Consider the following 22,377-nt stretch of genomic DNA (forward strand, 5'->3'; position numbering starts at 1 on the left):
TCCTAATCCAAGCGGGTTCAAAACGAGCCCGGCCGCCGTCCGGCGGGCCGGGCTGCGGCCATTGTGACGCAGTTGCGCGCGGCCGCCTAGGCCTCCACCCGCAGCATGCCCATCATCCCCGCGTCTTCGTGCTCGAGGATGTGACAATGGAACATGCGCAGGCCCGGCATGTCCTGGCGGAAACGCAGCCGCAGCGTCTCGCCGGCGGAGACGTTGGCCACGTCGCGCCAGGCCAGGAACGGTTCTTCGCGCCAGACGCCGTCCTTGCGGCGCGCCAGCGCCTGGAACTGGGTGCCGTGAATGTGGAAGGGGTGGTCCATATCGGCCTCGTTCACGATCTCCCACTCCTCCACCGCCCCCACCTTGCCCAGGAAGTCCGCCCGCTCCATGTCGAAGGTCTTGCCGTTGATCAGGAACATCGCGGCGGGATTGGCCATGTCTTCGGACAGCACCACCCTGCGCCGCACCGCCGGCGCGCCCAGGGGCTGGATTTCGCGCAGCCGCTCAGGCAGCGGCGCCGTGGCTTTGGCGACGGCGCCCCGGTGCAGCTCCAGCAGCGTCAGGCTCGCGTCCTGCTCGGCCGACATCATCTTGCCGCGCCGATACGGCAGGGCCAGCAGGCCGGCGCCGTGGCCGGGCGCGAAGCGTCCGGTCACCACCAGCTCGGCGCGGGCGCCGGGCGGCAGCGTCAGGCTGTCGATGCGTCGCGGCCGCTGCAGCAGGCCGCCGTCGCTGCCCACCAGTTCCAGTTCGTGGCCGGGCAGGGCCAGCTTGAGCACGCGCGCGCTGCTGGCGTTCCAGACTCGCCAGCGCTGGCGCTCGCCGACGCCCAGCGTCAGATGCGGCCGCCAGGCGCCGTTGACCAGCAGGAACTGGCCTTCGCGGCCGTCCATGCGATCGGCTTCGCTATTGGCCGCGATCTTGCCGTCGGCGTCCAGCTTCAGGTCCGACAACACCAGTCTTTGCTCCGGCAGATGCGCCAGCGGATCGCTGCGGCTCTTGACCACGAACACGCCGGCCAGCCCCCTATACACCTGCTCGGCGGTATGTCCGTGCGGGTGCGGGTGATACCAGTAACTGCCGGCGCAGCCCTGCGGCAAGGTAAAGCGGTATTCGCGGCTCCCTCCCGGCGGTACCGGGTCTTGCGGATTGCCATCCTGGTCAGCCGGAATCGGCAGGCCGTGCCAATGAATGGTGGTGGGCTGGGACAGGCGGTTTTCGAAATGCAGCCGCAATTCGTCGCCTTCGAACACTTCTATCGTCGGCCCCGGCACCTGGCCGTTATAGCTCCAGAACACGGTGGCGGGCTTGCCGGGCAACAGCGGCAGCGCCTGCGCGCCGGCGCTGAGCGCCGCGCTGAACACGCCGGGCAAGGCGCTCTGGTTTCGCAACAGCGGCAGGGCCGGCAAAGCCAGGCCCGCCGGCAGGCCCAAAGCGGCCGCGGCCGGCATTGTCTCCGCCGCCGCGCCCATGCCGCCATGTCCCATCGCCGCGTGATCGACGGCGGGCGGCTGCGCCGCCCAGGCCTGCCGCAACAACGGAACCAGAGCCAACGCCGCGCCGGCGCAGATGAATCCACGTCTATCCATCACTGCACTCCCCTCTCGCAAATAGGATACCCAGGTAAGGTATCAACAAGACTGCGGCGGCGCCAGATCGGTTCCTTATTCTGTCTACTTTTTTAGGCTCGCATCTGATCACAGTCAAACCCCGCACCCAAGAAAAAGCCCCCGAGGACGGGGGCTTTGCGGTGCGGGTGGCCAGGGCTCAATCGGCCTTGGCCTGCGCCAGCGTGCGCTGGCGGCGGCTTTCCGACAGCACCATGCCGGCGGACACCGACACGTTCAGGCTTTCCACCGTGCCGAACATCGGGATGGACACCAGCACGTCGCAGTGCTCGCGGGTCAAGCGGCGCATGCCCTCGCCTTCCGAGCCCATCACCCAGGCCAGCGGGCCGGCGGCGTCGCAGTGGTAGAGGTCGGTATCCGCTTCCATGGTGGTGCCGGCGATCCAGATCCCGGCGTCTTTCAAGTCGCGCAGCGTGCGCGCCAGATTGGTGACCGTGAGATAGGGAATCACCTCGGCGGCGCCGCACGCCACCTTGGACACGGTGGCGTTGAGGCCGGCGGAACGGTCCTTGGGCGCGATCACCGCGTGCGCGCCCATCGCGTCCGCCACCCGCAGGCAGGCGCCCAGATTGTGCGGATCGGTGACGCCGTCCAGGATCAGCAACAAGGGCGGTTCGCTCAGATTGTCCAGCACGTCGTCCAGGTGCACGAAGTTGCGGCTGGCGTCTATCATCGCCGCCACGCCCTGGTGACGGGCGTTGCCGCTCATGCTGTCCAGGCGTTCCTTGTCGACGATGTGCAGCTTGATGCCCTCCTCGGCGGCCTTGTCCAGCACCGCCTTGGCGCGGGCGTCGTGGCGGCCGCCGGCCAGCCAGACTTCCAGCAGGCTCTTGGGGTTCTGCCACAGACGGGCATTGATGGCGTGAAAGCCGTGGATCAGGCGTTTGTTGCTCATGGCGATTCTCTAATGACAATCCCGCCATTTTAGAGCGCGCGGCGGTTCAGGGCAAAACCGGCTTGCGTTCAGCTGCCCAGCACCTCCACGCCGGACATCAGCCCGAGCTGCCGCTGCTCGCCCACGGCGACGATGCCGGCCAGCAAGGCGGGCAATTCCGCCGCCGGCACCGGGCGGCCGAAGTGATAGCCCTGCAGCAAGGCGCAGCCCTTGCTGGTGAGGAATTGCGCCTGGCGCTCGCTCTCCACGCCCTCCGCCACCACCTGGAACTGCAGCTTGCGCGCCATCGCCAGAATGGCTTCGGCGATGGCGGCGTTGTCGCCGTCGTCCGGCAGGCCTTCGACGAAGGATTGATCGATCTTCAAGGTATCCAGCGGAAAACGCTTCAGATGGGACAGCGAGGAGTAACCGGTGCCGAAATCGTCGATGGACAGCCCCACGCCCAGCGCCTTCAATTCGCCCAGCTGGCGCACCGCCTCGCCGGGGTTGAGCATGATCATGCTTTCGGTGATTTCCAGCTCCAGCCGCGCCGCGGACAGGCCCGCCGCCCGCAACGCCTCCGCCACCTTGAGCGGCAGCAGCTGCTGTTCGAACTGGCGCGCGGACAAATTCACCGCCAGCCGCGGCACCGCCACGCCCTGACGGTCCCAGACCGCCAATTGGCGGCAGGCTTCCTGCAGCACCCAGTCGCCTATGGGCTTGATCAGGCCGGTTTCCTCCGCCAGCGGGATGAAGCGGCCCGGCGGCACCAGGCCCAGTTGCGGATGGCGCCAGCGGATCAGCGCTTCCGCGCCCAGCACCCGGCGGCTGACCGCGTCCACCTGCGGCTGGTAATGCAGTTCCAGCTCGCCGCGCTCCAGCGCCAGCCTCAGGCCGTTTTCCAGCAATAGGCGTTCGAAGGTCTGGGTGTTCATTTCCGCGGCGAAGAACTGGTAAGTGTTCTTGCCTGCTTCCTTGGCGCGGTACATCGCCACGTCGGCGTTCTTGAGCAGGGTCTGAGCGTCGGTGCCGTCATTGGGGTAGACGCTGATGCCTATGCTGCCGGTGACGTAGACCTCGTGGTTTTCCAGCCGCAGCGGCTGGCCCAGCGCCGCCAGCGTGTCCTCGGCGGCGGTCACCAGCGCGGCGGCGTCCTTGAAGCCGGTCATCACCAGGGTGAACTCGTCGCCGCCCAGCCGCGCCAGCAGGCCGCGCGCCCCCACCGCCCGCTGCAGACGCAGCGCCGTCTCCCGCAACAACTCGTCGCCGGCCTGATGGCCGAAGGAGTCGTTGATCAGTTTGAAACGGTCCAGGTCGATGAACATCACCGCCAGCGAGCCGCTGGCGCAATCCAGGCTGATGATGGCCTCGTCCAGACGCGTGGTCAGGCTGCTGCGGTTGGGCAGCTGCGTCAGCGGATCGTGATTGGCCAGAAACTGCAGACGTTCCTCGGACTGCTTGCGCAGGGTGATGTCGGAGAACACCGCCACGTAATTGCTGAGCGCGCCGCCTGCGTCGCGCACCGCCGAGATCGCCAGCTCGGCCGGATACCACTCGCCGCTCTTGCGGCGGTCCAGCATCTCGCCCTGCCAATGGCCGCCGCCCGCCAACGCCTCCAGCATCGCCTGCCGGCTCAGCTGTTTCTGATCGCCAAAAATGCGCGACACCTTGCCCAGCGCCTCCGCCTCGGCGTAACCGGTAATGCCGCTGAAGGCGTGGTTGACCGCGATGATGCGCGCCTCGGCGTCCATCAGCAGAATGCCTTCCGCCGAGTTTTCGAACACCTTGGCCGCCAGCCGCAGATTGGCGTCCGCCGCCAGCCGTTCGGAAACATCCATCACCACGCCGATGATGGCTTTCTTGCCCTCGTAGTCGAACAGCCTGCTGTGGATTTCCACGTCCACCACCACGCCGTCCTGGCGCACCGCGCGGGTGCCGTATTGCAGCACCGCGATGTTCTCGCGGTAGCGCTTGACGATTTGCTGACGGATGCGCGCGGCCTCGCCCGGCACCAGCAGTTGCTCCAGACCCATGCCCTCCATTTCCTTGGGCTGATAACCAATGATGGCGGCCAGCTTGGGGTTGGCGTAGATCAGCTTCTCGTCCTGCAGGATGTAGATGCCCACCAGCGATTGCTCCACCAGCGCGCGGTAACGCTCCTCCGTTTCGCGCTTGGCTTTCTGCTCCTGACGGGTTTGGGTGATGTCGGTGTCCACGCTGCCCACCCCGGCCGGGCGGCCATGGGCGTCGAACAAGGGAAACTTGGTGACCAGCAAATGGCTGAGCACGCCGTTGAACAGAAAGCTCTCCTCGAACTGGCGCGGCTCCAGGCAGGACAGCACCACCGCGTCCTGCTCGCGGATCTGGGCGGCGTCCTGCTCGTCGAACAGCTCCTCCACCGTTAGCCCCTGCATGCCCTGAGGCGCGCGCCCCACCCGGCGCGCATAGGCGGCGTTGGCCAGCAGAAACCGGCCGTCCAACCCCTTAAGCGACATCATATTGGGACTGTTGTTGACCAGGGACTCCACCCGCGCGCGAAACTCGCGCAGCGCGCTCTCGTTCTGACGATGGCCGTCGGCCAAGACCGATACCAGCAGGGTGGCGCAACTCAAGGCCAGGGTCAGCGCCACCTCGCTGGCGCCGTTGAGCACGCTGGCGTGCATGGTCAGCTCCGGCGCCAGCACGTATAGCGACAGCAGGCCGAGCACCCAGGCCCCCACCAGCGCCGCGCCGCGGAAACCGACGCGGAAAGCCGCCCACAGCATCAGCGGGAAAAACAGCAATTGGCAGGGCAGCGAATAGGCGACGCTGCTGCCCAGCAGGCTGAACCACATCACGCTGGCCAGGGCCAGGATCAGGGCGGTTTCCAAGACCTGGCGCCGCGTCGGCGGCGCGCCGGACGCGTACAAGGCCGGCGGCGCGCACAAGGACAGGGCAAGGCCGGACACGCCCCAGGCCTGCGCCGCCCACGACCACAAGCCCTCCATGCCGAACCAGCGCCAGCCGGCACCGGCGGCCAGGCCGGCCAAAAGCACCGAGGGATAGCAGGCGAGCCGCAGCAGCAGCCGCAGCAAGTCCGCCGGCTGACGCACCGCCAGCCCCCCACGCAGGCCGGCCGCGTACAGGCCGGGCGCCAGCGCGTACAGGCTGATCAGCAGCAGGGCCGCCCATTGCGGCGGCGACCATTGCGCCGCCAGCGCGGCGGCGGCCAGCGGCCACCACCAGGACTGGCGCCAGCCGCGACGCAAAAAACGATAGCTCCATACACCGTGGGCGAGGAAGGCCGCCAGCGAAAATCCCAATACCGGCTCGCGCGGCCAAAAAGCCGTGCACGCCAAAAACCCCAGAAACACCGCCGCGTCCCGGCAAGCCGATCCGACTGTCACGCCACCCCGCCCCCATTCGCGCCGGCGCCCCGCCGCGCGCCGAAATTAATTTTGCATTAACAAATCAAGCGCATATATGCCAAACGAAAAACAAAATCACCCGGCTGACATACAATATATGCAATTGCCGGATGCAGCCAGACAATGACGATGAAAATATTCACCCCGCTGGACACAAGCGACGCCCGCCCAGCGCAAGCCGGGTAAACGGCGCGCGCCGGACGGCTGCTATAATCCCGAAACCGCCAAGCCCGAAACCGCCAAAACTAGTGAAGCAGCATGCTGGATAACCTCCCGCGGATCCCTCCCGCCAGTCAGAAAACTCGTCACGGACGCCTGCCCGCCGGGCTGGACGCCAACATCGTCGCCCGCCTCGCCGCAGAGCGGCGTCCGCTGCTCATCCTCGCCGCCGACGCGCAATCGGCGCAGCGCCTGCAAGCCGAAGCTCCGTTCTTCGCGCCCTCGCTGCGCGTGGCGCTGCTGCCGGACTGGGAGACCCTGCCCTACGACCATTTCTCCCCGCACGGCGAACTGGTCAGCGAGCGGCTGGCCACCTTGTGGCAGATCCATCAGCGCGAATGCGATGTGATCATCGCCCCGGTCAGCACCGCGATGACGCGGCTGGCGCCGATCGGCTATCTGCTGGGACGCACCTTCTTCCTGCAGGCCAAGCAGCGGCTGGACGTGGAGCAGCTGCGCGCCAATATGGTCACCGCCGGCTACCACCACGTCACTCAGGTGATGGCCCCGGGAGAATTCTCCATCCGCGGCGGTCTGATCGACCTCTTCCCGATGGGATCGGCGCTGCCCTACCGCATCGATCTGTTCGACGACGAAATCGACAGCCTGCGCACCTTCGACCCGGACAATCAGCGCACCCTATACCCGGTGCCGGAAATCCGCCTGCTGCCGGCGCGGGAATACCCGGCGGATGAAAGCGGGGTCACCGCCTTCCGCCAGCGCTACCGTGAGCGCATCGAAGGCGACCCCAGCAAGAGCCGCATTTACAAAGACGTCTCCCAGGGCCTGTGGCCGGCCGGCATCGAATACTTCCTGCCGCTGTTCTTCGACGACACCGCGACGCTGTTCGACTACCTGGGCGAAGACGCGCTGATCGTGTTGCACCACGATGTGCAACAGGCCGCCCAGGTCTTCTGGCAAGACGTGGAAAGCCGCTACGACATGGCGCGCGGCGACACCGAGCGCCCGGTGCTGCCGCCGGCCGACATCTTCCTGCGCCCGGACGAACTGATGGCGCGGCTCAAGCCTTACGCCCGCGTGGAACTGGCCGGCGACGGCGAACTGGCGGAAGGCTGCGCCCCGCTGCCGGAACTGGCGGTGGAGCGCCGCGCCGAACAACCGCTGCACAAGCTGGACGCCTTCATCCGCAGCGGCGGGCAACGCATCCTGATCACCGTGGAAAGCCTGGGCCGCCGCGAAACCGTCCACCAGTTCCTGCAAGAGCACGGCATCAAGCCGCGCCCGGTGGACGGCTGGGCCGAGTTCATCGCCGGCGACATGCCGCTGGCGCTGAGCGTGGCCCCGCTCTATACCGGCTTCGCCCTGCCCGGCGCCGGCATCGCCGTGGTCACTGAATCCGAGCTCTACCAGCATGTGGCCCGCAGCCACACCCGCCGCAAAAGCGCGCGCGCCGGCTCCGACTCCATGCTGCGCGACCTGGCCGAGGTCAAGGCCGGCGACCCGGTGGTGCACGAACAGCACGGCATCGGCCGCTACGTCGGCCTGGTGTCCATGGACCTGGGCGAAGGCGAAACCGAGCTGATGCAGCTGGAGTACGCCGACAGCGCCACCCTCTACGTGCCGGTCAGCCAGCTGCATCTGATTTCCCGTTACGCCGGCGGCGCGGCGGACCAGATCCACCTGCACAAGCTGGGCAATCCGGCCTGGGAGAAAGCCAAGAAGCGCGCCGCGGAAAAAGCCCGCGACACCGCCGCCGAGCTGCTCAACCTCTACGCCCAACGCGCCGCGCGCGAAGGCCACAGCTTCAGCCTGTCCCACCACGACTACGAAGCCTTCGCCGCCGGCTTCGGCTTCGAGGAAACCCCGGACCAGGCCAGCGCCATCGAAGCCGTGGTGCAGGACATGTGCTCCGGCAAGCCGATGGACCGCCTGGTCTGCGGCGACGTCGGCTTCGGCAAGACCGAAGTCGCGCTGCGCGCCGCCTTCGTCGCCGTCCTCGGCGGCAAACAGGTGGCGGTGCTGGTGCCCACCACCTTGCTGGCGGAACAGCACTTCCAGAACTTCTCCGACCGCTTCGCCGACTGGCCGGTGAAAATCGCCGAACTGTCCCGCTTCCGCAGCGCCAAGGAAAGCAAGGCCGCGCTGGCCGGCCTGGCCGACGGCGGCGTGGACATCGTCATCGGCACCCACAAGCTGGTGCAGCCGGACATCCAGTTCAAGAACCTGGGCCTGGTCATCATCGACGAGGAACACCGTTTCGGCGTGCGCCAGAAAGAGCAACTGAAACGGCTGCGCGCCAATGTGGACGTGCTGACGCTGACCGCGACGCCGATTCCGCGCACGCTGTCGATGGCGCTGGAAGGCCTGCGCGACTTCTCCGTCATCGCCACCGCCCCCAGCCGCCGGCTGGCGGTGAAAACCTTCGTCAGCCCGATGGCCAACGGCGTGATCCGCGAAGCGGTGCTGCGCGAACTCAAACGCGGCGGCCAGGTGTTCTTCCTGCACAACGAGGTGGACACCATAGAAAACATGCGGGAAAAGCTGGCGGAGCTGGTGCCGGAAGCCCGCATCGGCGTGGCCCACGGCCAGCTGCGCGAACGCGAGCTGGAACAAGTGATGCGCGACTTCCTGCAGCAGCGCTTCAATGTGCTGCTGTGCTCCACCATTATTGAAACCGGCATCGACATCCCCAACGCCAACACTATCCTGATCAACCGCGCCGATAAGTTCGGCCTGGCCCAGCTGCACCAGCTGCGCGGCCGCGTAGGCCGCAGCCACCATCAGGCCTACGCCTATCTGCTGACGCCGGACGGCATCACCAAGGACGCGATGAAACGGCTGGAAGCCATCCAGATGTCCGAGGAACTGGGCGCAGGCTTCTACCTGGCGATGCACGATCTGGAAATCCGCGGCGCCGGCGAAGTGCTGGGCGAAGGCCAGTCCGGCGAGATGCAGGAAGTGGGCTTCTCCCTGTTCACCGAAATGCTCAAGCAGGCGGTGCGCGATCTCAAGAAAGGCCGCACCCCGGACCTGGACGCGCCGCTGGGCGTCACCACCGAAATCAATATGCACAGCCCGGCCCTGCTGCCGGACGGCTATTGCCCCGACGTGCACGAGCGGCTGGTGCTCTACAAGCGGCTGGCCACTTGCGAGAGCGAACAGGAAATCGACGATATCCACGAAGAGCTGATAGACCGCTTCGGCCTGCCGCCGCAAACCGTCAAGACCCTGATAGACAGCCACCGCCTGCGTCTGCTGGCCAAGCCCTTGGGCGTGCAAAAGCTGGACGCCAGCGAAGTGGCCATCCAGGTCCACTTCGCCAAGAACCCGCCGATAGACCCGATGAAAATCATCCAGCTGCTGCAAACCAAGCGCAACTACAGGCTGGCGGGACAGGACAAGCTGCGCGTGGAGGCCGATATTCAGGATGTGGCGCTGCGCGTGGTCAGGGTCAAGGAACTGTTGAAGGAGTTGAGCTCCTAAAGTCTGTCGCGCGGCCTCGCGCAACGGCGAGGGCCGGGCAATGCCCATGCGCCAAACACGCATGCCGCTTTCCCGGTCCCGGCGCCTTTATCGCTCAGGCTCGCAAGAGGCGACACCCGCTTTGGGATGGCAAACGCCCGGCTCAGCCAGGCGGCCGGCAAGCCAATCCAAAGGCATAATGAAGCGACAATGCCAAGCCTTCGGCATGGCCTGCGGACGAAAGAAGAAAGCGCTTACTTGAGCAACATCAAGATAAACGAGGACAGCGACTCTGAGACAAAAAGCCTTGCCCCTTGTTTTTACAGGAAAAAATAGCGTCACAGGATTGAAACCGAAAACCCTGTGGATAACTTTGTTGATAAAACTGTGCAAATATGCTCTCAAGCCAAGCGCCAAGCCGTTTTGAGCTGAAAGCCGTCCTGGATAAGAAAACAATCAAGTTATTGATTTTATTGATTTTTTTAGAGATATCAAACGCTACGCAAGCCAAGTTGCAACTCGCTTTAGCTGAAAATATTTTCCACCCACCGCTGTGGATCACTTGACAATCATGTTTTTTACCGCACCCCAGAACGACGTCATCAGCGTCTCCTCCCTCAACCGCATGGCGCGCGATCTGCTGGAAAGCGGACTGCCGCCGATGTGGATAGGCGGCGAAATTTCCAACCTCACCCTGGCCGCGTCCGGGCACGCCTATTTCTCCCTGAAAGACGGCGGCGCCCAAGTGCGCTGCGTGATGTTCCGCGGCAAAGTGTCGCAACTGCCCTTCCGCCCGGCGGAAGGCATGCAGGTGGAACTCAAGGGCACCGTCACCCTGTACGAGGCCCGCGGCGACTTCCAGATCAACGTCGACCAGATGCGCTCCGCCGGCCTGGGCCGTTTGTACGAGGCCTTTGAAAAACTCAAGGCCAAGCTGCAGGCGGAAGGCTTGTTCAACCCGGCGGGCAAACGTCCGCTGCCGGTCCACCCCGCCGCCATCGGCATCGTCACCTCGCCCGCCGCCGCCGCGCTGCGCGACGTGGTCAGCACGCTGCGCCGGCGCATGCCCTCCATCCCGCTGATTCTCTACCCGGCCCAGGTGCAGGGCGAAGGCTCGGCCCAGCAGGTGGCCGACGCCATCCGCCGCGCCGGCGAACGGCGCGAGGTGGACGTGCTCATCGTCTGCCGCGGCGGCGGCAGCATCGAGGACTTGTGGTCGTTCAACGAGGAAATCGTCGCCCGCGCGGTGGCCGCCAGCCCCATTCCCACCGTCAGCGGCGTCGGCCACGAAACCGACTTCACCATCTGCGACTTCGTCGCCGACAAACGCGCACCCACGCCCACCGCCGCCGCGGAACTGGTGTCCCCCAGCCGCGAGCACCTGAACGCTCAGCTCGAAACCGCCAAGCGCGGCCTGGAGCGCGCGCTCGGCCGCCTGCTGACCGACAAATCCCAGCAGCTGGACTATCTGGCGCGCCGGCTGGCCCACCCCGGCGAAAAGCTGCAACGCCAGCGCGAAGCGCTGCAGCGCCAGCAAGAGCGGCTGCAACGCCGGCTGGGCAGCCTGTTCGAACAACGGCGTTGGGCGCTGCAACTGGCGGACAGCAAGCTGCAGCGCCGTCGGCCGGACCTGGCCCAAACCGCGCAAACGCTGGACCGGCTGCAAACCCGGCTGCAGCGCGCGCGTCGGGATCTGCTCAACCGGCAGGCCCAGAAACTGGACACCCTGGCCGCCACCCTGCTGGCGCTCAATCCGGAAGCGGTGCTGGCCCGCGGCTACGCCATCGTGCAAAAACAGGACGGCACCGCGGTCAAATCCCCGGCGGAACTGCGCGACCGCGAACGCGTCAGCCTACGCCTGGCCGAAGGCAGCACCGAGGCCGTGATCGACCATCCGCAAGGCGCGCAGCCCAGCTTGTTCTGACGCCGCCGGCGCCCGCGCAGGCCGGCGCCGGCGCAGGCCGGCGCCGGCGGAAAACCGCACGCCCCCATTGCCACTTCCGATCAGAAATATCCAAGAGGACGCTCAGCCAGCGCCAGCATGGCGTCCTCCCACAGCTCCGGCGCGCATAGCATCATCCCCAGCGCATCGCCGCGCGCTTGCGAAGCCTCAGGCAAGACTCGGAAGCCAAAGCGTCGATAAAACTCGCAGTGGATATCGGCGTACAGCAAAAACACCTCCGCCAAACTTTGTTCTCGGTAGGCGCTCAACACTTCCTTCAAAAATAGGCTGGCAAAGCCCTGACCACGCCTGGCGGGCGCCGTGGCGATCGAACCGATGCCAACTGCCTCCCGTTCCGCCAGCGACGGCAAGCGATAGGCAATCGCCGAACACAGCAAGCTTCCATCCGTATCCGCCAACACATGCCAGCTGCCGCGTCGATACTTATGCGAATCCCGGCAGATTCGCAAATACTCGGCCTCGGAGCAGCCCTCGCCCCAAACATCCCGGCCCATCAGATAAACCGCCTCCATCTCCTCCGCAACCGCCGCCCGCAAGAGCAGACCGTTGCCATGCCGGGCCGGCAATGCCGGCGCCGGGCTTAAAGCTTCAAGCGCCATCCTCTCCCCCAATCAATGCTGGCCGGACATGACCAAAGTCTCGCAGGCCCAAGCAATTTATGCGCTTGGACTCAAGCTATGCTAGCATCCGGCCCCTAGCGCGGCCCGCGCCCGCAACCATCCCCCCTCCAGCCACCGCCAGGGAAGCCCCATGTCGCCAGTACACAAATGGGAAATCACCGTCGCCGCCGGCGGCTACTATCCCGATCTCGCTCATCATTTCTTCGGCAACGACATCGATCTGGGCTACGAGAACGACCACATCGGCATGCAGTTCTACGCCTATTCGCGCCACATCGACGAACTGGACGATCCCGATCACGTATCCGAACGCCTCTACAGCCTGCAACTGCTGCTCAACGGCGCCTTGCGCGCCGCCGCCGGCTGCGTGAGCAGCATGCCCATCCAGTTTCTGGGCTTCAGCGCTTATGAGAACGGCTGCAGCTATCCCGTCAGCGCGCACCGGATCGAAGAAGACCCGTTCAGCCGCAACCCCAGGATCGACCAGATCCACACCCGTTACGAAGATCCGCGCCAGCGCTACCCGTCCTACCTGCTCTACCTGGCCAAGCGCGACCCCTGTCTGCGCGATCTGCTCTTCCTGCTGGGCCTGATTTCCACCAACACCACGCTGGAAAAAGTGCTGGCCTGGAGCACGCTGTACAAGATACTGGACAGCGTCAAACACTACGCCAAGGAGATCGACGCCGGCATCGACGCCTTCGCGGATCCGGAACAGCTCAGCCTGTTCACCGCCGCCTGCAACAACACCAGCATCCTGGGCATCTACGCCCGCCACGGCGCGTCGGAAAACCCGCCGCCCAAGCGCGCGCTCACCGATATCGACGACGCCAGCGCGCTGATCGCGGGCATGACCGCCCGCTTCTGCCGCTGCTATATCGCCGCCAAATATCCCTGAGCCGCGCAAGCCGCGCGCCATGCCCGCCGCCCGCGGCCGCAGGTGCGCGACGACGCCGATCCCCATGAGGATATCGCTTACCAGATCCACCTGAACGACGTGTCGGTCAGCGCTGACATCTCGCCCAATGAACCACGGTCTATTCCGCTGATTGAAAACGGCAAGGGCATCGCCACCTTCGCCGGCCTGCTGCCCGGCGGCACATGGTCGGTGGCCGTAGCTGGCGGCGAGCGGCCTAAACCGCTGCAAGAAGGCATGACCGTCACCATCGCCGGCACCAATGTCGCCACCGGCAAGCCCTTCCACATTCCGGCGGTCTTCGAGACCAAGGAAACCGGCGATCCCGCCGAGTTCGTGGAGTGGCGCGTGCTGCGGGAACGGTAAGCGGAACGGCCGGCTGTCCGCCGGCCGCCCTTGACGTCTCTTTGCGGACGACAGCCCAAGCTGCCGTCCGCAACGGTTTCCAAAGCGCTTACTTGACTTGCAGCAGGTCCGCCAGATGCACGTCCACGCCGCCGGCCGCGCCCACCGCGTTGACGTGATCGAAATAATCGTACCAGCCGCTGGCGCGGATGCCGGCCAGCATCCCCTCACAGGCCTCTTGGTCAGGCAGGCTCCACACGCCCAGGAAGCGATAGGGCGCCGCCTGATCGGCGTCGGCCGCGATCTGGCTCAAGGTCAGCAGTTGAATGCCCAGGCCGGGCAGCGCCTCGATATTGCTTTTGACCTGATCCAGGAAGTCGGTGCGGTGCAAAAAACTCAAGGCCAGCCAAGCCGGCTTCGGGCTGTACAATTCCACCAGATAATGCGCCATAGAAAATCTCCGTGAGTGTGAACGGCCTAAGAACCGGTTTACGATCTGCTGCGCGTCGTGGAGCCTTACACGGCGAGCACACCTTCGAAATGCTCATGTACCACGTGTACATTCCGCTTTCTCAGCCGTTTTCGCCTTGCCTCGCCTTAGCTCGCGAGATCGTAAACAGGTTCTAAGCCGCGGCCTGCTGATTAAGCCGCGCGCCGCTTCGCCTGTCATTGCATCTTATTGCCAGCTGAAAAACTTTAATGTTATAAAAAGCATCCGCCCGCTCCCATTGAAATTTACAGGAGCGGCGTTCAGCCACCGCGGCCACGGCCGCGCCAGCCAATTCCCCCAACAAGAGCATTCCGCGCGCCCCTCCCTGCCTGGCAGCAGCCGGGCGCCAGCGGCATTGCCACCGCAGGACAAAGATCCATCATGCAGTGTAGACACGCCCTATTGCTGTCGCTGGCCGCCTTGAGCGCGAGCCTGGCGGCGGCGCCTCTGCCTTCTTACGACTTCGCCGTCAAAGACCCTTGGGAGACGCGCGCCAAGCCGTCGATGAAGGCGAAGGACAAAACCGATAAAGCGCTCAAGTACAAGGGCGCGGTGCAATTGAAGAACCTGGACGCCGGTCCGGATTTCTCGGTCAAGGCCGAAATACGCAGCCCCAGCCTGCTGGAGCGGCGGCAAAGAGAGCAAATGCAGCATTGCGTCGGCGTCAACCCGCCGCCGGGCTGCCCCGGCTTCAACCCGCTGCCGCGCTGCTTCGGCCAGAGCGACTGCGGGCAGCACGCGCCGCCGCCGGCCCATCCGCTCAGCGGCCCCACGCGGCAGCAAGCCGGCGATTACTCGTTGAGCGGCAGCTGGCTGCCGCGTTAAGACGCAAAAAAGCCCGCTCCAAAAGAGCGGGCTGACAAGACGGCGGCGCGCGCTCAGCGAGCGTTCTGCGCCAGCCGCGCCACTTCCTCGGCGCTGCGCTTGTTGTAGCCCAACAGATAATAGGCCACCACCAGGAAGGCCAGCCAACCCGGGCCGATGATCAAGGCGATGCGGGTATCCGGGAAATAGGCCATCAAGCCCACCACCAGGATCAGGAAGCCCATGGCGATGTAGGAGCCATACGGCCATAACGGCATCTTGTAGGCCAGCGCCGCCAGCTGCTCGCGGCTCAAGGTGCGGCGGAAGCGCAGCTGGGCCAGCAGGATGATCACCCAGGTCCAGATCGCGCCGAAGGTGGAGATCGCGGTCAGCCAGGTGAACACTTCCTTGGGCGCCAGATAGTTGAGCAGCACGCCCACCAACAGCGCGAACACCGACATCAGCAAGGCGAACACCGGCACGCCCTGACGCGACACTTTGGCGAAGATGGGCAGCGCCTGCTGTTGCTGGGCCAGGTTGTACAACATGCGGCCGGTGCTGAAAATGCCGCTATTGCACGAGGACAGCGCGGCGGTGAGCACCACGAAGTTGATGATGCCGGCGGCGGCGGGGATGCCCAGCTGCTCGAAAGTGAGCACGAAGGGGCTGCCGCGGGTGCCCAGCTCGTTCCACGGATAAATCGCCAGGATCACGAACAGCGCGCCGATGTAGAAAATCAGGATGCGCCAGAACACCGAATCCACGGCGCGGGCCAGCGCTTTCTTCGGGTTCTTGGCTTCGCCAGCGGTCAGGCCCAGCATTTCCACGCCCAGGTAGGCGAACATCACCATTTGCAGCGACATCAGCACGCCGCCAAAGCCGTTGGGCATGAAGCCGCCGTGGCTCCACAGATTGGAGATGCCGGTGGCCACGCCGCCGTGTCCCAGGCCGAACACGATCATGCCCAGGCCGCCGATGATCATCAGCACGATGGTGACGATCTTGATCAGCGCGAACCAGAACTCGAATTCGCCATAAGCCTTGACCGCGATGAAGTTGACGCCGCCCATGGCCACCAGCGCGGCCAGCGCCCAGTACCAGGCCGGAATGTCCGGGAACCAGATGCCCATATAGACGCCGACGGCGGTGATTTCCGCCATGCAGGTCACCAGCCACAGAAACCAGTAATTCCAGCCGGTCAGGTAGCCGGCCAAGGGGCCGAGGTAATCCAGCGCGTAGCGGCTGAATGAGCCGGCCACCGGATTGTGGATGGCCATTTCGCCCAGCGCGCGCATGATGAGGAAGATGGCGAAACCGCCCAGGGCGTAAGCCAGCATGATGGCGGGGCCGGCCATCTTGATGGCGGTGGCCGATCCCAGAAACAGGCCGACGCCGATGGTGGCGCCCAAGGCCATGAGGTTGATATGCCGCTCTTCCAAACCCCGGTGCAGGGTGTCTTGAGCAGGTTGCATAGTTGCTCCTTTAACTGTCTTTGTATTGCGTAAGGGTTGTGGCCTTGGCGCTTAAGGCCTGTTCAAAGCGTCGCGTGCAAGAGCGAGACAAGGCGAAAACGGCTGAGAAAGCGCACGGCGCACAAGGCACATCGGCGTTTCGCAGCGGTACTCGCCGCGCCGGCTTTCACGAAGCGCAGCAAACTTTGAACAGGTAAACGGCAGCGCCGCCGCCGGTGCTATGGCTTTGGATTGTCGTTATGGCCCATAACACATGGGGGTCGAGATTACCTCAAGACCCTTGTCATGTCATGTTTCAGAATATACATGCGCGCAAAAGGCATAAACGCGACGCTTTGTGATCAAGCGTCCCCGCTTAATGCCATAAGGATTTAACGCAAGCCCCGCCGCCGTTTCCGCCGCCGGCATCCGGCGGCCCGGCCCAAGCCGACAGGTGCTATCAATAAAGCGTTGAATCGGTTTATCGAGCCGGGAGCATGCACCCATGCGGCACCACAGCATCAGCCTGAAGCTCAACCTGGCCTTCATGCTCATCATGTCCGCCCTGCTGGCGGCCTTCGGCGCGCTGGACTATTGGCGCACCCAACAGGAACTGCGTCAGGAACTGGACGGAGAAATCGCCGCGATCAGCGCGCGGCTGGCGGCGAATCTGGCCGGACCCATGTGGAATTTCGACAGCGCCCAAGGCTTGCGGGTGCTGGAGGCTGAGATGGGCAAACGCGCGCTCCGCGGCGTGTTCGTCCGCGACGCCAACGGCGTTCCCTTCGCCGGCTACCGCCGCGAGGCCGACGGCTCGCTGCTACGCGGCGCCGCTCCGGCGCCGGACGCGGACCTGACGCGCGAACGCGCCGTGGTCTTTCACGACGGCGCGACCGCGCGCGTCGTCGGCAAGCTGAGCCTGCAAGTGTCCACGGAAGAAATCCGCGAGAAACTGCGCGCGGTGCTGTGGCGGGTGACGGCGGAAATCCTGCTGCTGGACCTGGTCACCGTCCTGGTGCTGTCCCTGCTGGTGCGCCGCCTGCTGCACCGGCCCATCCGCGAGGTGAGCCAGGCGCTGCACGCCATCGCCGACGGCGATCTGACCGCGCCGCCGCGCTACGCCAGCCAGGACGAACTGGGCGATCTGGCCGAATCCACTCGCCGGCTGGTCGCCAAGCTGGCCGGCATTCTGGCGCATATCGACGCTTTTTCCTCGGACCTGGCCAACGCCGCGCGCCAGATCAGCCAGGCGGTGGACACCCTGAGCCAGCAAGCGTCGGAGCAGGCCAACAACATCGACAAGAACAGCGCCAGCCTGGAACAGATTTCCGCCTTCGTGTGGAAGAACCGGGACGACGCCCGCACCACGGATCAGATGGCCAGCGACAGCAGCAGGCACGCGGCGGCCGGCGGCCAGGCGGTGGACGAGACCATCGCCGCGATGTGGGACATCGCCAACAAGGTGCTGATCATCGACGACATCGCCTACCAGACCAATCTGCTGGCGCTGAACGCGGCGATCGAGGCGGCGCGCGCCGGCGAACACGGCCGCGGCTTCGCAGTGGTGGCCGGCGAAGTGCGCAAGCTGGCGGCGCGCAGCCAGCAGGCGGCCAAGGAAATCAGCCAGCTGACGCAAAGCAGCGTGCGCCGCGCCGAACACGCGGGCGAACTGTTCAATCAGATGTTGCCGACGATACAGAGCACCGCCAGCTTCGTGCAGGAAATCAATCAGTCCTCCAACCAGCAGGCGCAGCGGGTGGAGCAGATCAATCAGGGCGTCAGCGAAATCAGCCGTTCCATGCAGGCCAACGCCGCGGCGTCGGAACAGCTGACCGCCACCGCGCGCGGCATGAGCGAGCAGGCGGTGGAGCTGGCGCAGACCATAGGTTATTTCAAATACTGAGCCGCGCCGTGAAAAAGCCGCCGGGCTGAGGCGCGGCGGCTTGGCGGACGGCGGCGGGACTCACACCGCCTTGAGCTTGCCCTTGGCCGGGCGCGCCTCGGACTTGGCTTCGGCGCCGGCTTCGCGCTCCCAGCTTTCCTTGTAGGCGCGGCCGTAATAGCTGTCCAACAGCAGCTGCTTCAGTTCGCTGATCAGCGGATAGCGCGGGTTGGCGCCGGTGCACTGGTCGTCAAAGGCCGCCTCCGCCAGCAAGTCCACCTTGGCCAGGAAATCCGCCTCGGCCACGCCGGCGGCCTGGATGGACGCCGGAATGTCCAGCGTGCGCTTGAGCTCGTCCACCCACTCGATCAACTTCTCCACCCGCTCGTGGTCGCGGCTGGCTTCCAGGCCCAGATGGCGGGCGATTTCAGCGTAGCGCGCCACGCTCTTGGGCCGGTCGTACTGGCTGAAGGCGGTCTGCTTGGTCGGCACATCGGCCGCGTTGTAGCGGATCACATTGCTGATCAAGAGCGCGTTGGCCAGACCGTGGGCCAGGCCGAACTCGGCGCCTATCTTGTGCGCCATCGAGTGGCAGACGCCGAGGAAGGCGTTGGCGAAGGCGATGCCGGCGATGGTGGCGGCATTGTGCACCTGCTCGCGCGCCTTGGGGTCTCCGGCGCCGTTGCGGTAGGCGGACGGCAGATAGTCCTTGAGCATCTTCAAGGCCTGCAAGGCCTGAGGGTCGGAATACTCGTTGGCCATCACCGAGGCGTAGGCCTCCAGCGCGTGGGTCACCGCGTCGATGCCGCCGAAGGCGGTCAGCGACTTGGGCATATTCATCACCAGATTGGCGTCGACAATCGCCATGTTCGGCGTCAGCTCGTAGTCGGCGATCGGGTATTTGACCCCGGTGTTCTCGTCGGTGACCACGGCGAACGGCGTCACTTCCGAACCGGTGCCGGAGGTGGTGGGCACGGCCACCAACTCCGCCTTGCGTCCCAGTTTGGGGAACTGGTAAATCCGTTTGCGGATGTCCATGAAACGCAGCGCGAGGTCTTCGAAATGCACTTCCGGGTGTTCGTACATCACCCAGATGATCTTGGCCGCGTCCATGGGCGAACCGCCGCCCAAGGCCATGATCACGTCCGGCTTGAAGGCGTGGGCCAGGTCCGCGCCCTTGCGCACCACCGCCAGCGTGGGATCGGCCGGCACCTCGAAGAACACTTCCACCTCCAGACCCATTTTCTTCAGCAGGCGGATGGGCTCGTCGACGAAGCCGTTGTCGAACAGATACTGGCCGGTGACGATCAGACAGCGGCGTTTGCCGGACAGATCCTCCAAGGCCACCGGCAGGCAGCCGCGGCGGAAGTAAATCGACTTGGGCAGCTTATGCCACAACATGTTCTCCGCCCTCTTGGCCACGGTTTTCTTGTTGATCAGGTGTTTGGGCCCGACGTTCTCCGAGATCGAGTTGCCGCCCCAGGAGCCGCAGCCCAGCGTCAACGACGGCGCCAGGCTGAAGTTGTAGAGGTCGCCGATGCCGCCTTGGGACGACGGCGTGTTGATCAGGATGCGCGCGGTCTTCATCTTGTCGCCGAAGTAGCGGATGCGCTCGCCTTGCAGATCCTGGTCGGTGTACAGCGCCGAGGTGTGGCCGATGCCGCCCATCGCCACCAGCGCCGCGGCCTTGTCGCAAGCGTCGATGAAATCGCCGGCGCGGTACATCGCCAGCGTCGGCGACAGCTTTTCATGCGCAAAGGCCTCGGCGGCGGACACATCGCTGACTTCGCCGATCAGCACCTTGGTGGCCGGCGGCGCTTCGATGCCGGCCATCGCGGCGATCTTGGCCGCGCTCTGGCCGACGATGGCGGCGTTGAGGCTGCCGTCCTGCAGAATCACCTTGCGCACCGCCTCCGCTTCGCGCTTGGACAGGATGTAGCCGCCGTGCTTGGCGAAACGCTCGCGCACCGCCTCGTAGATTTCATCGACGATGATGACGGACTGCTCGGACGCGCAGACCACGCCGTTGTCGAAAGTCTTGGACATCAGGATGGAGGCGACGGCGCGCTTGATGTCGGCGGTCTCGTCTATCACCGCCGGGGTGTTGCCGGCGCCCACGCCGATGGCGGGCTTGCCGGAAGAATAGGCGGCGCGCACCATGCCCGGCCCGCCGGTGGCCAGGATCAGATTGAGGTCGGGGTGATGCATCAGCTGATTGGATAGCGCCACCGAGGGCTCGTCTATCCAGCCGATGATGTCCGGCGGCGCGCCGGCCGCCACCGCCGCCTGCAACACCAGCCGCGCCGCCTCGCAAGTGGAACGCTTGGCGCGCGGATGCGGCGAGAAAATGATGCCGTTGCGCGTTTTCAAGGAGATCAACGCCTTGAAGATGGCGGTGGAGGTGGGATTGGTGGTGGGCACGATGCCGCAGATCAGACCGATGGGCTCGGCGATGGTGATGGTGCCGAAGGTGTCGTCCTCGGCCAGCACGCCGCAGGTTTTATCGTCCTTGTACTTGTTGTAGATGTATTCGGAGGCGAAGTGGTTTTTGATCACCTTGTCCTCCAGCACGCCCATGCCGGTTTCCGCCACCGCCATCTTGGCCAGCGGTATCCGCGCGTCCGCGGCGGCCAGCGCCGCGGAGCGGAAGATGTGGTCCACCTGCTCCTGGCTGAAGCCGGCAAACGCGGCCTGCGCCTTTTTCACCCGCGCCACCAGCGCGTCCAGTTCCAGTTCATTGCCAACGGTCATTTCAAGTCTCCCAAACAGTTAAACCTGTCGCAGCGAGAGAATGACTAATTAGTGACATTTTACTTTCATTTATGAAAATAAAATCTAGACAATAATATTGTCCATTCACCGCCCATTCTCATCGCTTCAAAACTTTTTTGTAGCAAGCGCATTACAGCGATACGCTTTCAACACCGAAAAACCCTGTCGCCCGCAAACGCGAAACCATAGCGGCGGCATCAATAAGTCCATGCTAAGCGAAAAAACGATATTCGTTTTTGCGCATTGCCAAACAAATACGGATTAAGCGGAGAAAAAATGTCACAACCGGAATCATGAGGGGAAACGCGCGCGCGTCGGCTGTAACGGCGACGCTACCGCGCCGACGCCGCGCAAATAGAATGGCCGCCTGTCGGCGGCCATGGGCGAAGCGGAAATGCGGCGCGCCGCTATTTCATGAAACTGTATTTGAAGAACTGGCCGGCGCGGCTCATTTCGCGGATCTTGGCCGGATCGGTCTCGCCGTTCAGATTGGTGATCACCAGCTTGCCATAGCCTTGCTTCAGATCGTTGCGGAAGTCGTAGAACGCGCCCAGCACCGCCAGCTTGCCCGCCTCCACCTCGCCGGCGTAGGTCATGATCGCGGTTTCCACCTGATTGTTGACGTTCAGCAGCGCGCCGTTGGTGGGGTCTATGCCCTTGGGAATGTCGATGGTGGACAGCTCTTTGCGGATTGCCGGCTCCAGCCCGCCGTAGTCGCCGGAGGCGGCCTTGATCGCGCCGCAGGCGGCATGGCCGATGATGATCAGCAAGGGGGTATGCAAATGCCTCACCCCGTATTCGACCGAACCCTCGGCGGTGGCCAATTGATTGCCGATGTCCCGCACCATGAACAGATCGTTGACCGCGTCGCCGTGGAAGGCATTGGTTTGCACCCGGGAATCCGAGCAAGTCACCACGGTGGCGCGCGGGCTCTGATGCTCGGCGAAGCGCTCAAAATAGGCTTTGTCGTGCGCCTTCATATAGCGGGCGTTGGCTTCGACTATGGTCTCCACCACGCCGCGCACTTGCTGGGCCTCGGAGGCCAAATGCGCGCCGGCGTGCGCGTCGCCGTGCTCGGCAGCAACCGCCTTGCGCTTGGGCTTGACCACGCGGCGCTTTTTCACCGGCGCGTGCACTTCCGGACTGGGTTCGCTCAAATTTTTGGCCGCCGGCGGCGGCGCCATCTTCACCGCCGGTTCCATTTTCTCCGGCGGTTTGGCCTCGGCGTGTTTGGCTTCAGCGGGCTTGGCCTCCGCCGGTTTGGCTTCCGCGTGCTTCGCCTCCGGCTTGGCCTCCGCTTTGGCCTCCGCCTTGGCGGCGGGCTTGGCCTCGGTCTTGTGTTCCGCCGCCGGCGCGGCCGGCTTGGCCGGCTCCGCCTTGTGGGCTTCCGGCGCCGCCGGCTTCAACTTCAGCGGCAGCTTGATCACCGTCTTGGGCTGAGACCCTTCGGCCGGCGCCGCCTCCTCCGCCCAAGCCTGGGCCGTCAACAACAAGAGACAAAGCGCCAGTCGGCGCCTGCGTCCAAGCATCCCCATTTACCACTCCTTATTGTCATCTTGGCGGTCATTATATTTATGCAATAT

General features: G+C 64.8%; 15 protein-coding genes. 6 read left to right on the forward strand and 9 right to left on the reverse strand.

Annotation, left to right across the window (positions count from 1 at the left end):
• Nucleotides 1-86: 86 nt before the first annotated feature.
• From ACODSD_RS05500 to ACODSD_RS05510, 3 genes are all read right to left on the reverse strand, one after another.
• Nucleotides 87-1,589 (reverse strand): multicopper oxidase family protein, encoded by a 1,503-nt coding sequence (locus tag ACODSD_RS05500; RefSeq protein WP_488876939.1) that lies wholly within the window; start codon nucleotides 1,587-1,589, stop codon nucleotides 87-89.
• A gap of 178 nt (nucleotides 1,590-1,767) precedes the next feature.
• Complete coding sequence (gene rlmB, locus ACODSD_RS05505; RefSeq protein ID WP_107798213.1) at nucleotides 1,768-2,523, reverse strand: 23S rRNA (guanosine(2251)-2'-O)-methyltransferase RlmB; 756 nt, start codon at nucleotides 2,521-2,523, stop codon at nucleotides 1,768-1,770.
• 68 nt (nucleotides 2,524-2,591) lie between these two features.
• Complete coding sequence (locus ACODSD_RS05510; protein ID WP_227107029.1) at nucleotides 2,592-5,804, reverse strand: sensor domain-containing protein; 3,213 nt, start codon at nucleotides 5,802-5,804, stop codon at nucleotides 2,592-2,594.
• Between the two features lie 363 nt (nucleotides 5,805-6,167).
• Between ACODSD_RS05510 and mfd the strand changes: the two genes are divergently transcribed.
• Nucleotides 6,168-9,572 carry a transcription-repair coupling factor gene (gene mfd / locus ACODSD_RS05515; protein WP_235084306.1) on the forward strand — a complete coding sequence of 1,135 codons (3,405 nt, stop codon included), beginning with the start codon at nucleotides 6,168-6,170 and terminating at the stop codon, nucleotides 9,570-9,572.
• An 87-nt stretch (nucleotides 9,573-9,659) separates the two neighbouring features.
• On the opposite strand, the gene ACODSD_RS05520 is transcribed toward mfd, so the two are convergent.
• Nucleotides 9,660-9,956, reverse strand: a complete 297-nt coding sequence (locus tag ACODSD_RS05520; protein WP_488876940.1) for a hypothetical protein — start codon at nucleotides 9,954-9,956, stop codon at nucleotides 9,660-9,662.
• 166 nt (nucleotides 9,957-10,122) lie between these two features.
• Between ACODSD_RS05520 and xseA the strand changes: the two genes are divergently transcribed.
• Nucleotides 10,123-11,475: an exodeoxyribonuclease VII large subunit gene (gene xseA, locus ACODSD_RS05525; RefSeq protein WP_107798211.1), complete on the forward strand. Its 1,353-nt coding sequence runs from the start codon at nucleotides 10,123-10,125 to the stop codon at nucleotides 11,473-11,475.
• Between the two features lie 80 nt (nucleotides 11,476-11,555).
• Here xseA and ACODSD_RS05530 read toward each other — a convergent pair whose 3' ends face one another.
• The gene (locus ACODSD_RS05530) at nucleotides 11,556-12,113 is read right to left on the reverse strand and encodes a GNAT family N-acetyltransferase (RefSeq protein WP_107798210.1); all 558 of its coding nucleotides are present in this window, start codon (nucleotides 12,111-12,113) and stop codon (nucleotides 11,556-11,558) included.
• A gap of 151 nt (nucleotides 12,114-12,264) precedes the next feature.
• Here ACODSD_RS05530 and ACODSD_RS05535 point away from each other — a divergent pair, with 151 nt between their 5' ends.
• Together ACODSD_RS05535 and ACODSD_RS05540 are read left to right on the forward strand one after the other, a co-directional pair.
• On the forward strand, nucleotides 12,265-13,032 hold the full coding sequence (locus ACODSD_RS05535; RefSeq protein ID WP_474455717.1) for a hypothetical protein: 768 nt from the start codon (nucleotides 12,265-12,267) through the stop codon (nucleotides 13,030-13,032).
• A 42-nt stretch (nucleotides 13,033-13,074) separates the two neighbouring features.
• Nucleotides 13,075-13,416, forward strand: a complete 342-nt coding sequence (locus ACODSD_RS05540) for a hypothetical protein (RefSeq protein ID WP_488876941.1) — start codon at nucleotides 13,075-13,077, stop codon at nucleotides 13,414-13,416.
• An 88-nt stretch (nucleotides 13,417-13,504) separates the two neighbouring features.
• On the opposite strand, the gene ACODSD_RS05545 is transcribed toward ACODSD_RS05540, so the two are convergent.
• Nucleotides 13,505-13,846, reverse strand: coding sequence for a DUF6616 family protein (locus tag ACODSD_RS05545; protein ID WP_227107020.1), 342 nt, complete (start codon nucleotides 13,844-13,846; stop codon nucleotides 13,505-13,507).
• A 420-nt stretch (nucleotides 13,847-14,266) separates the two neighbouring features.
• Here ACODSD_RS05545 and ACODSD_RS05550 point away from each other — a divergent pair, with 420 nt between their 5' ends.
• Nucleotides 14,267-14,710 (forward strand): hypothetical protein, encoded by a 444-nt coding sequence (locus tag ACODSD_RS05550; protein WP_227107018.1) that lies wholly within the window; start codon nucleotides 14,267-14,269, stop codon nucleotides 14,708-14,710.
• A gap of 53 nt (nucleotides 14,711-14,763) precedes the next feature.
• On the opposite strand, the gene ACODSD_RS05555 is transcribed toward ACODSD_RS05550, so the two are convergent.
• Complete coding sequence (locus ACODSD_RS05555; RefSeq protein ID WP_227107016.1) at nucleotides 14,764-16,161, reverse strand: amino acid permease; 1,398 nt, start codon at nucleotides 16,159-16,161, stop codon at nucleotides 14,764-14,766.
• 484 nt (nucleotides 16,162-16,645) lie between these two features.
• On the opposite strand from ACODSD_RS05555, the gene ACODSD_RS05560 reads away from it, so the two are divergent.
• Nucleotides 16,646-18,043 carry a methyl-accepting chemotaxis protein gene (locus ACODSD_RS05560; protein ID WP_227107014.1) on the forward strand — a complete coding sequence of 466 codons (1,398 nt, stop codon included), beginning with the start codon at nucleotides 16,646-16,648 and terminating at the stop codon, nucleotides 18,041-18,043.
• Between the two features lie 60 nt (nucleotides 18,044-18,103).
• Here the strand turns inward: ACODSD_RS05560 and adhE are convergent, their stop codons facing one another.
• Together adhE and ACODSD_RS05570 are read right to left on the reverse strand one after the other, a co-directional pair.
• On the reverse strand, nucleotides 18,104-20,773 hold the full coding sequence (gene adhE, locus ACODSD_RS05565) for a bifunctional acetaldehyde-CoA/alcohol dehydrogenase (RefSeq protein WP_107798203.1): 2,670 nt from the start codon (nucleotides 20,771-20,773) through the stop codon (nucleotides 18,104-18,106).
• Nucleotides 20,774-21,201: 428 nt separating this feature from the next.
• A complete protein-coding gene (locus ACODSD_RS05570; protein ID WP_474455713.1) occupies nucleotides 21,202-22,287 on the reverse strand; it encodes a carbonic anhydrase in 1,086 nt (361 codons plus the stop codon).
• Between the last annotated feature and the right edge of the window lie 90 nt (nucleotides 22,288-22,377).

The sequence above is a fragment of the Chromobacterium sp. FG22 genome (assembly GCF_057809415.1).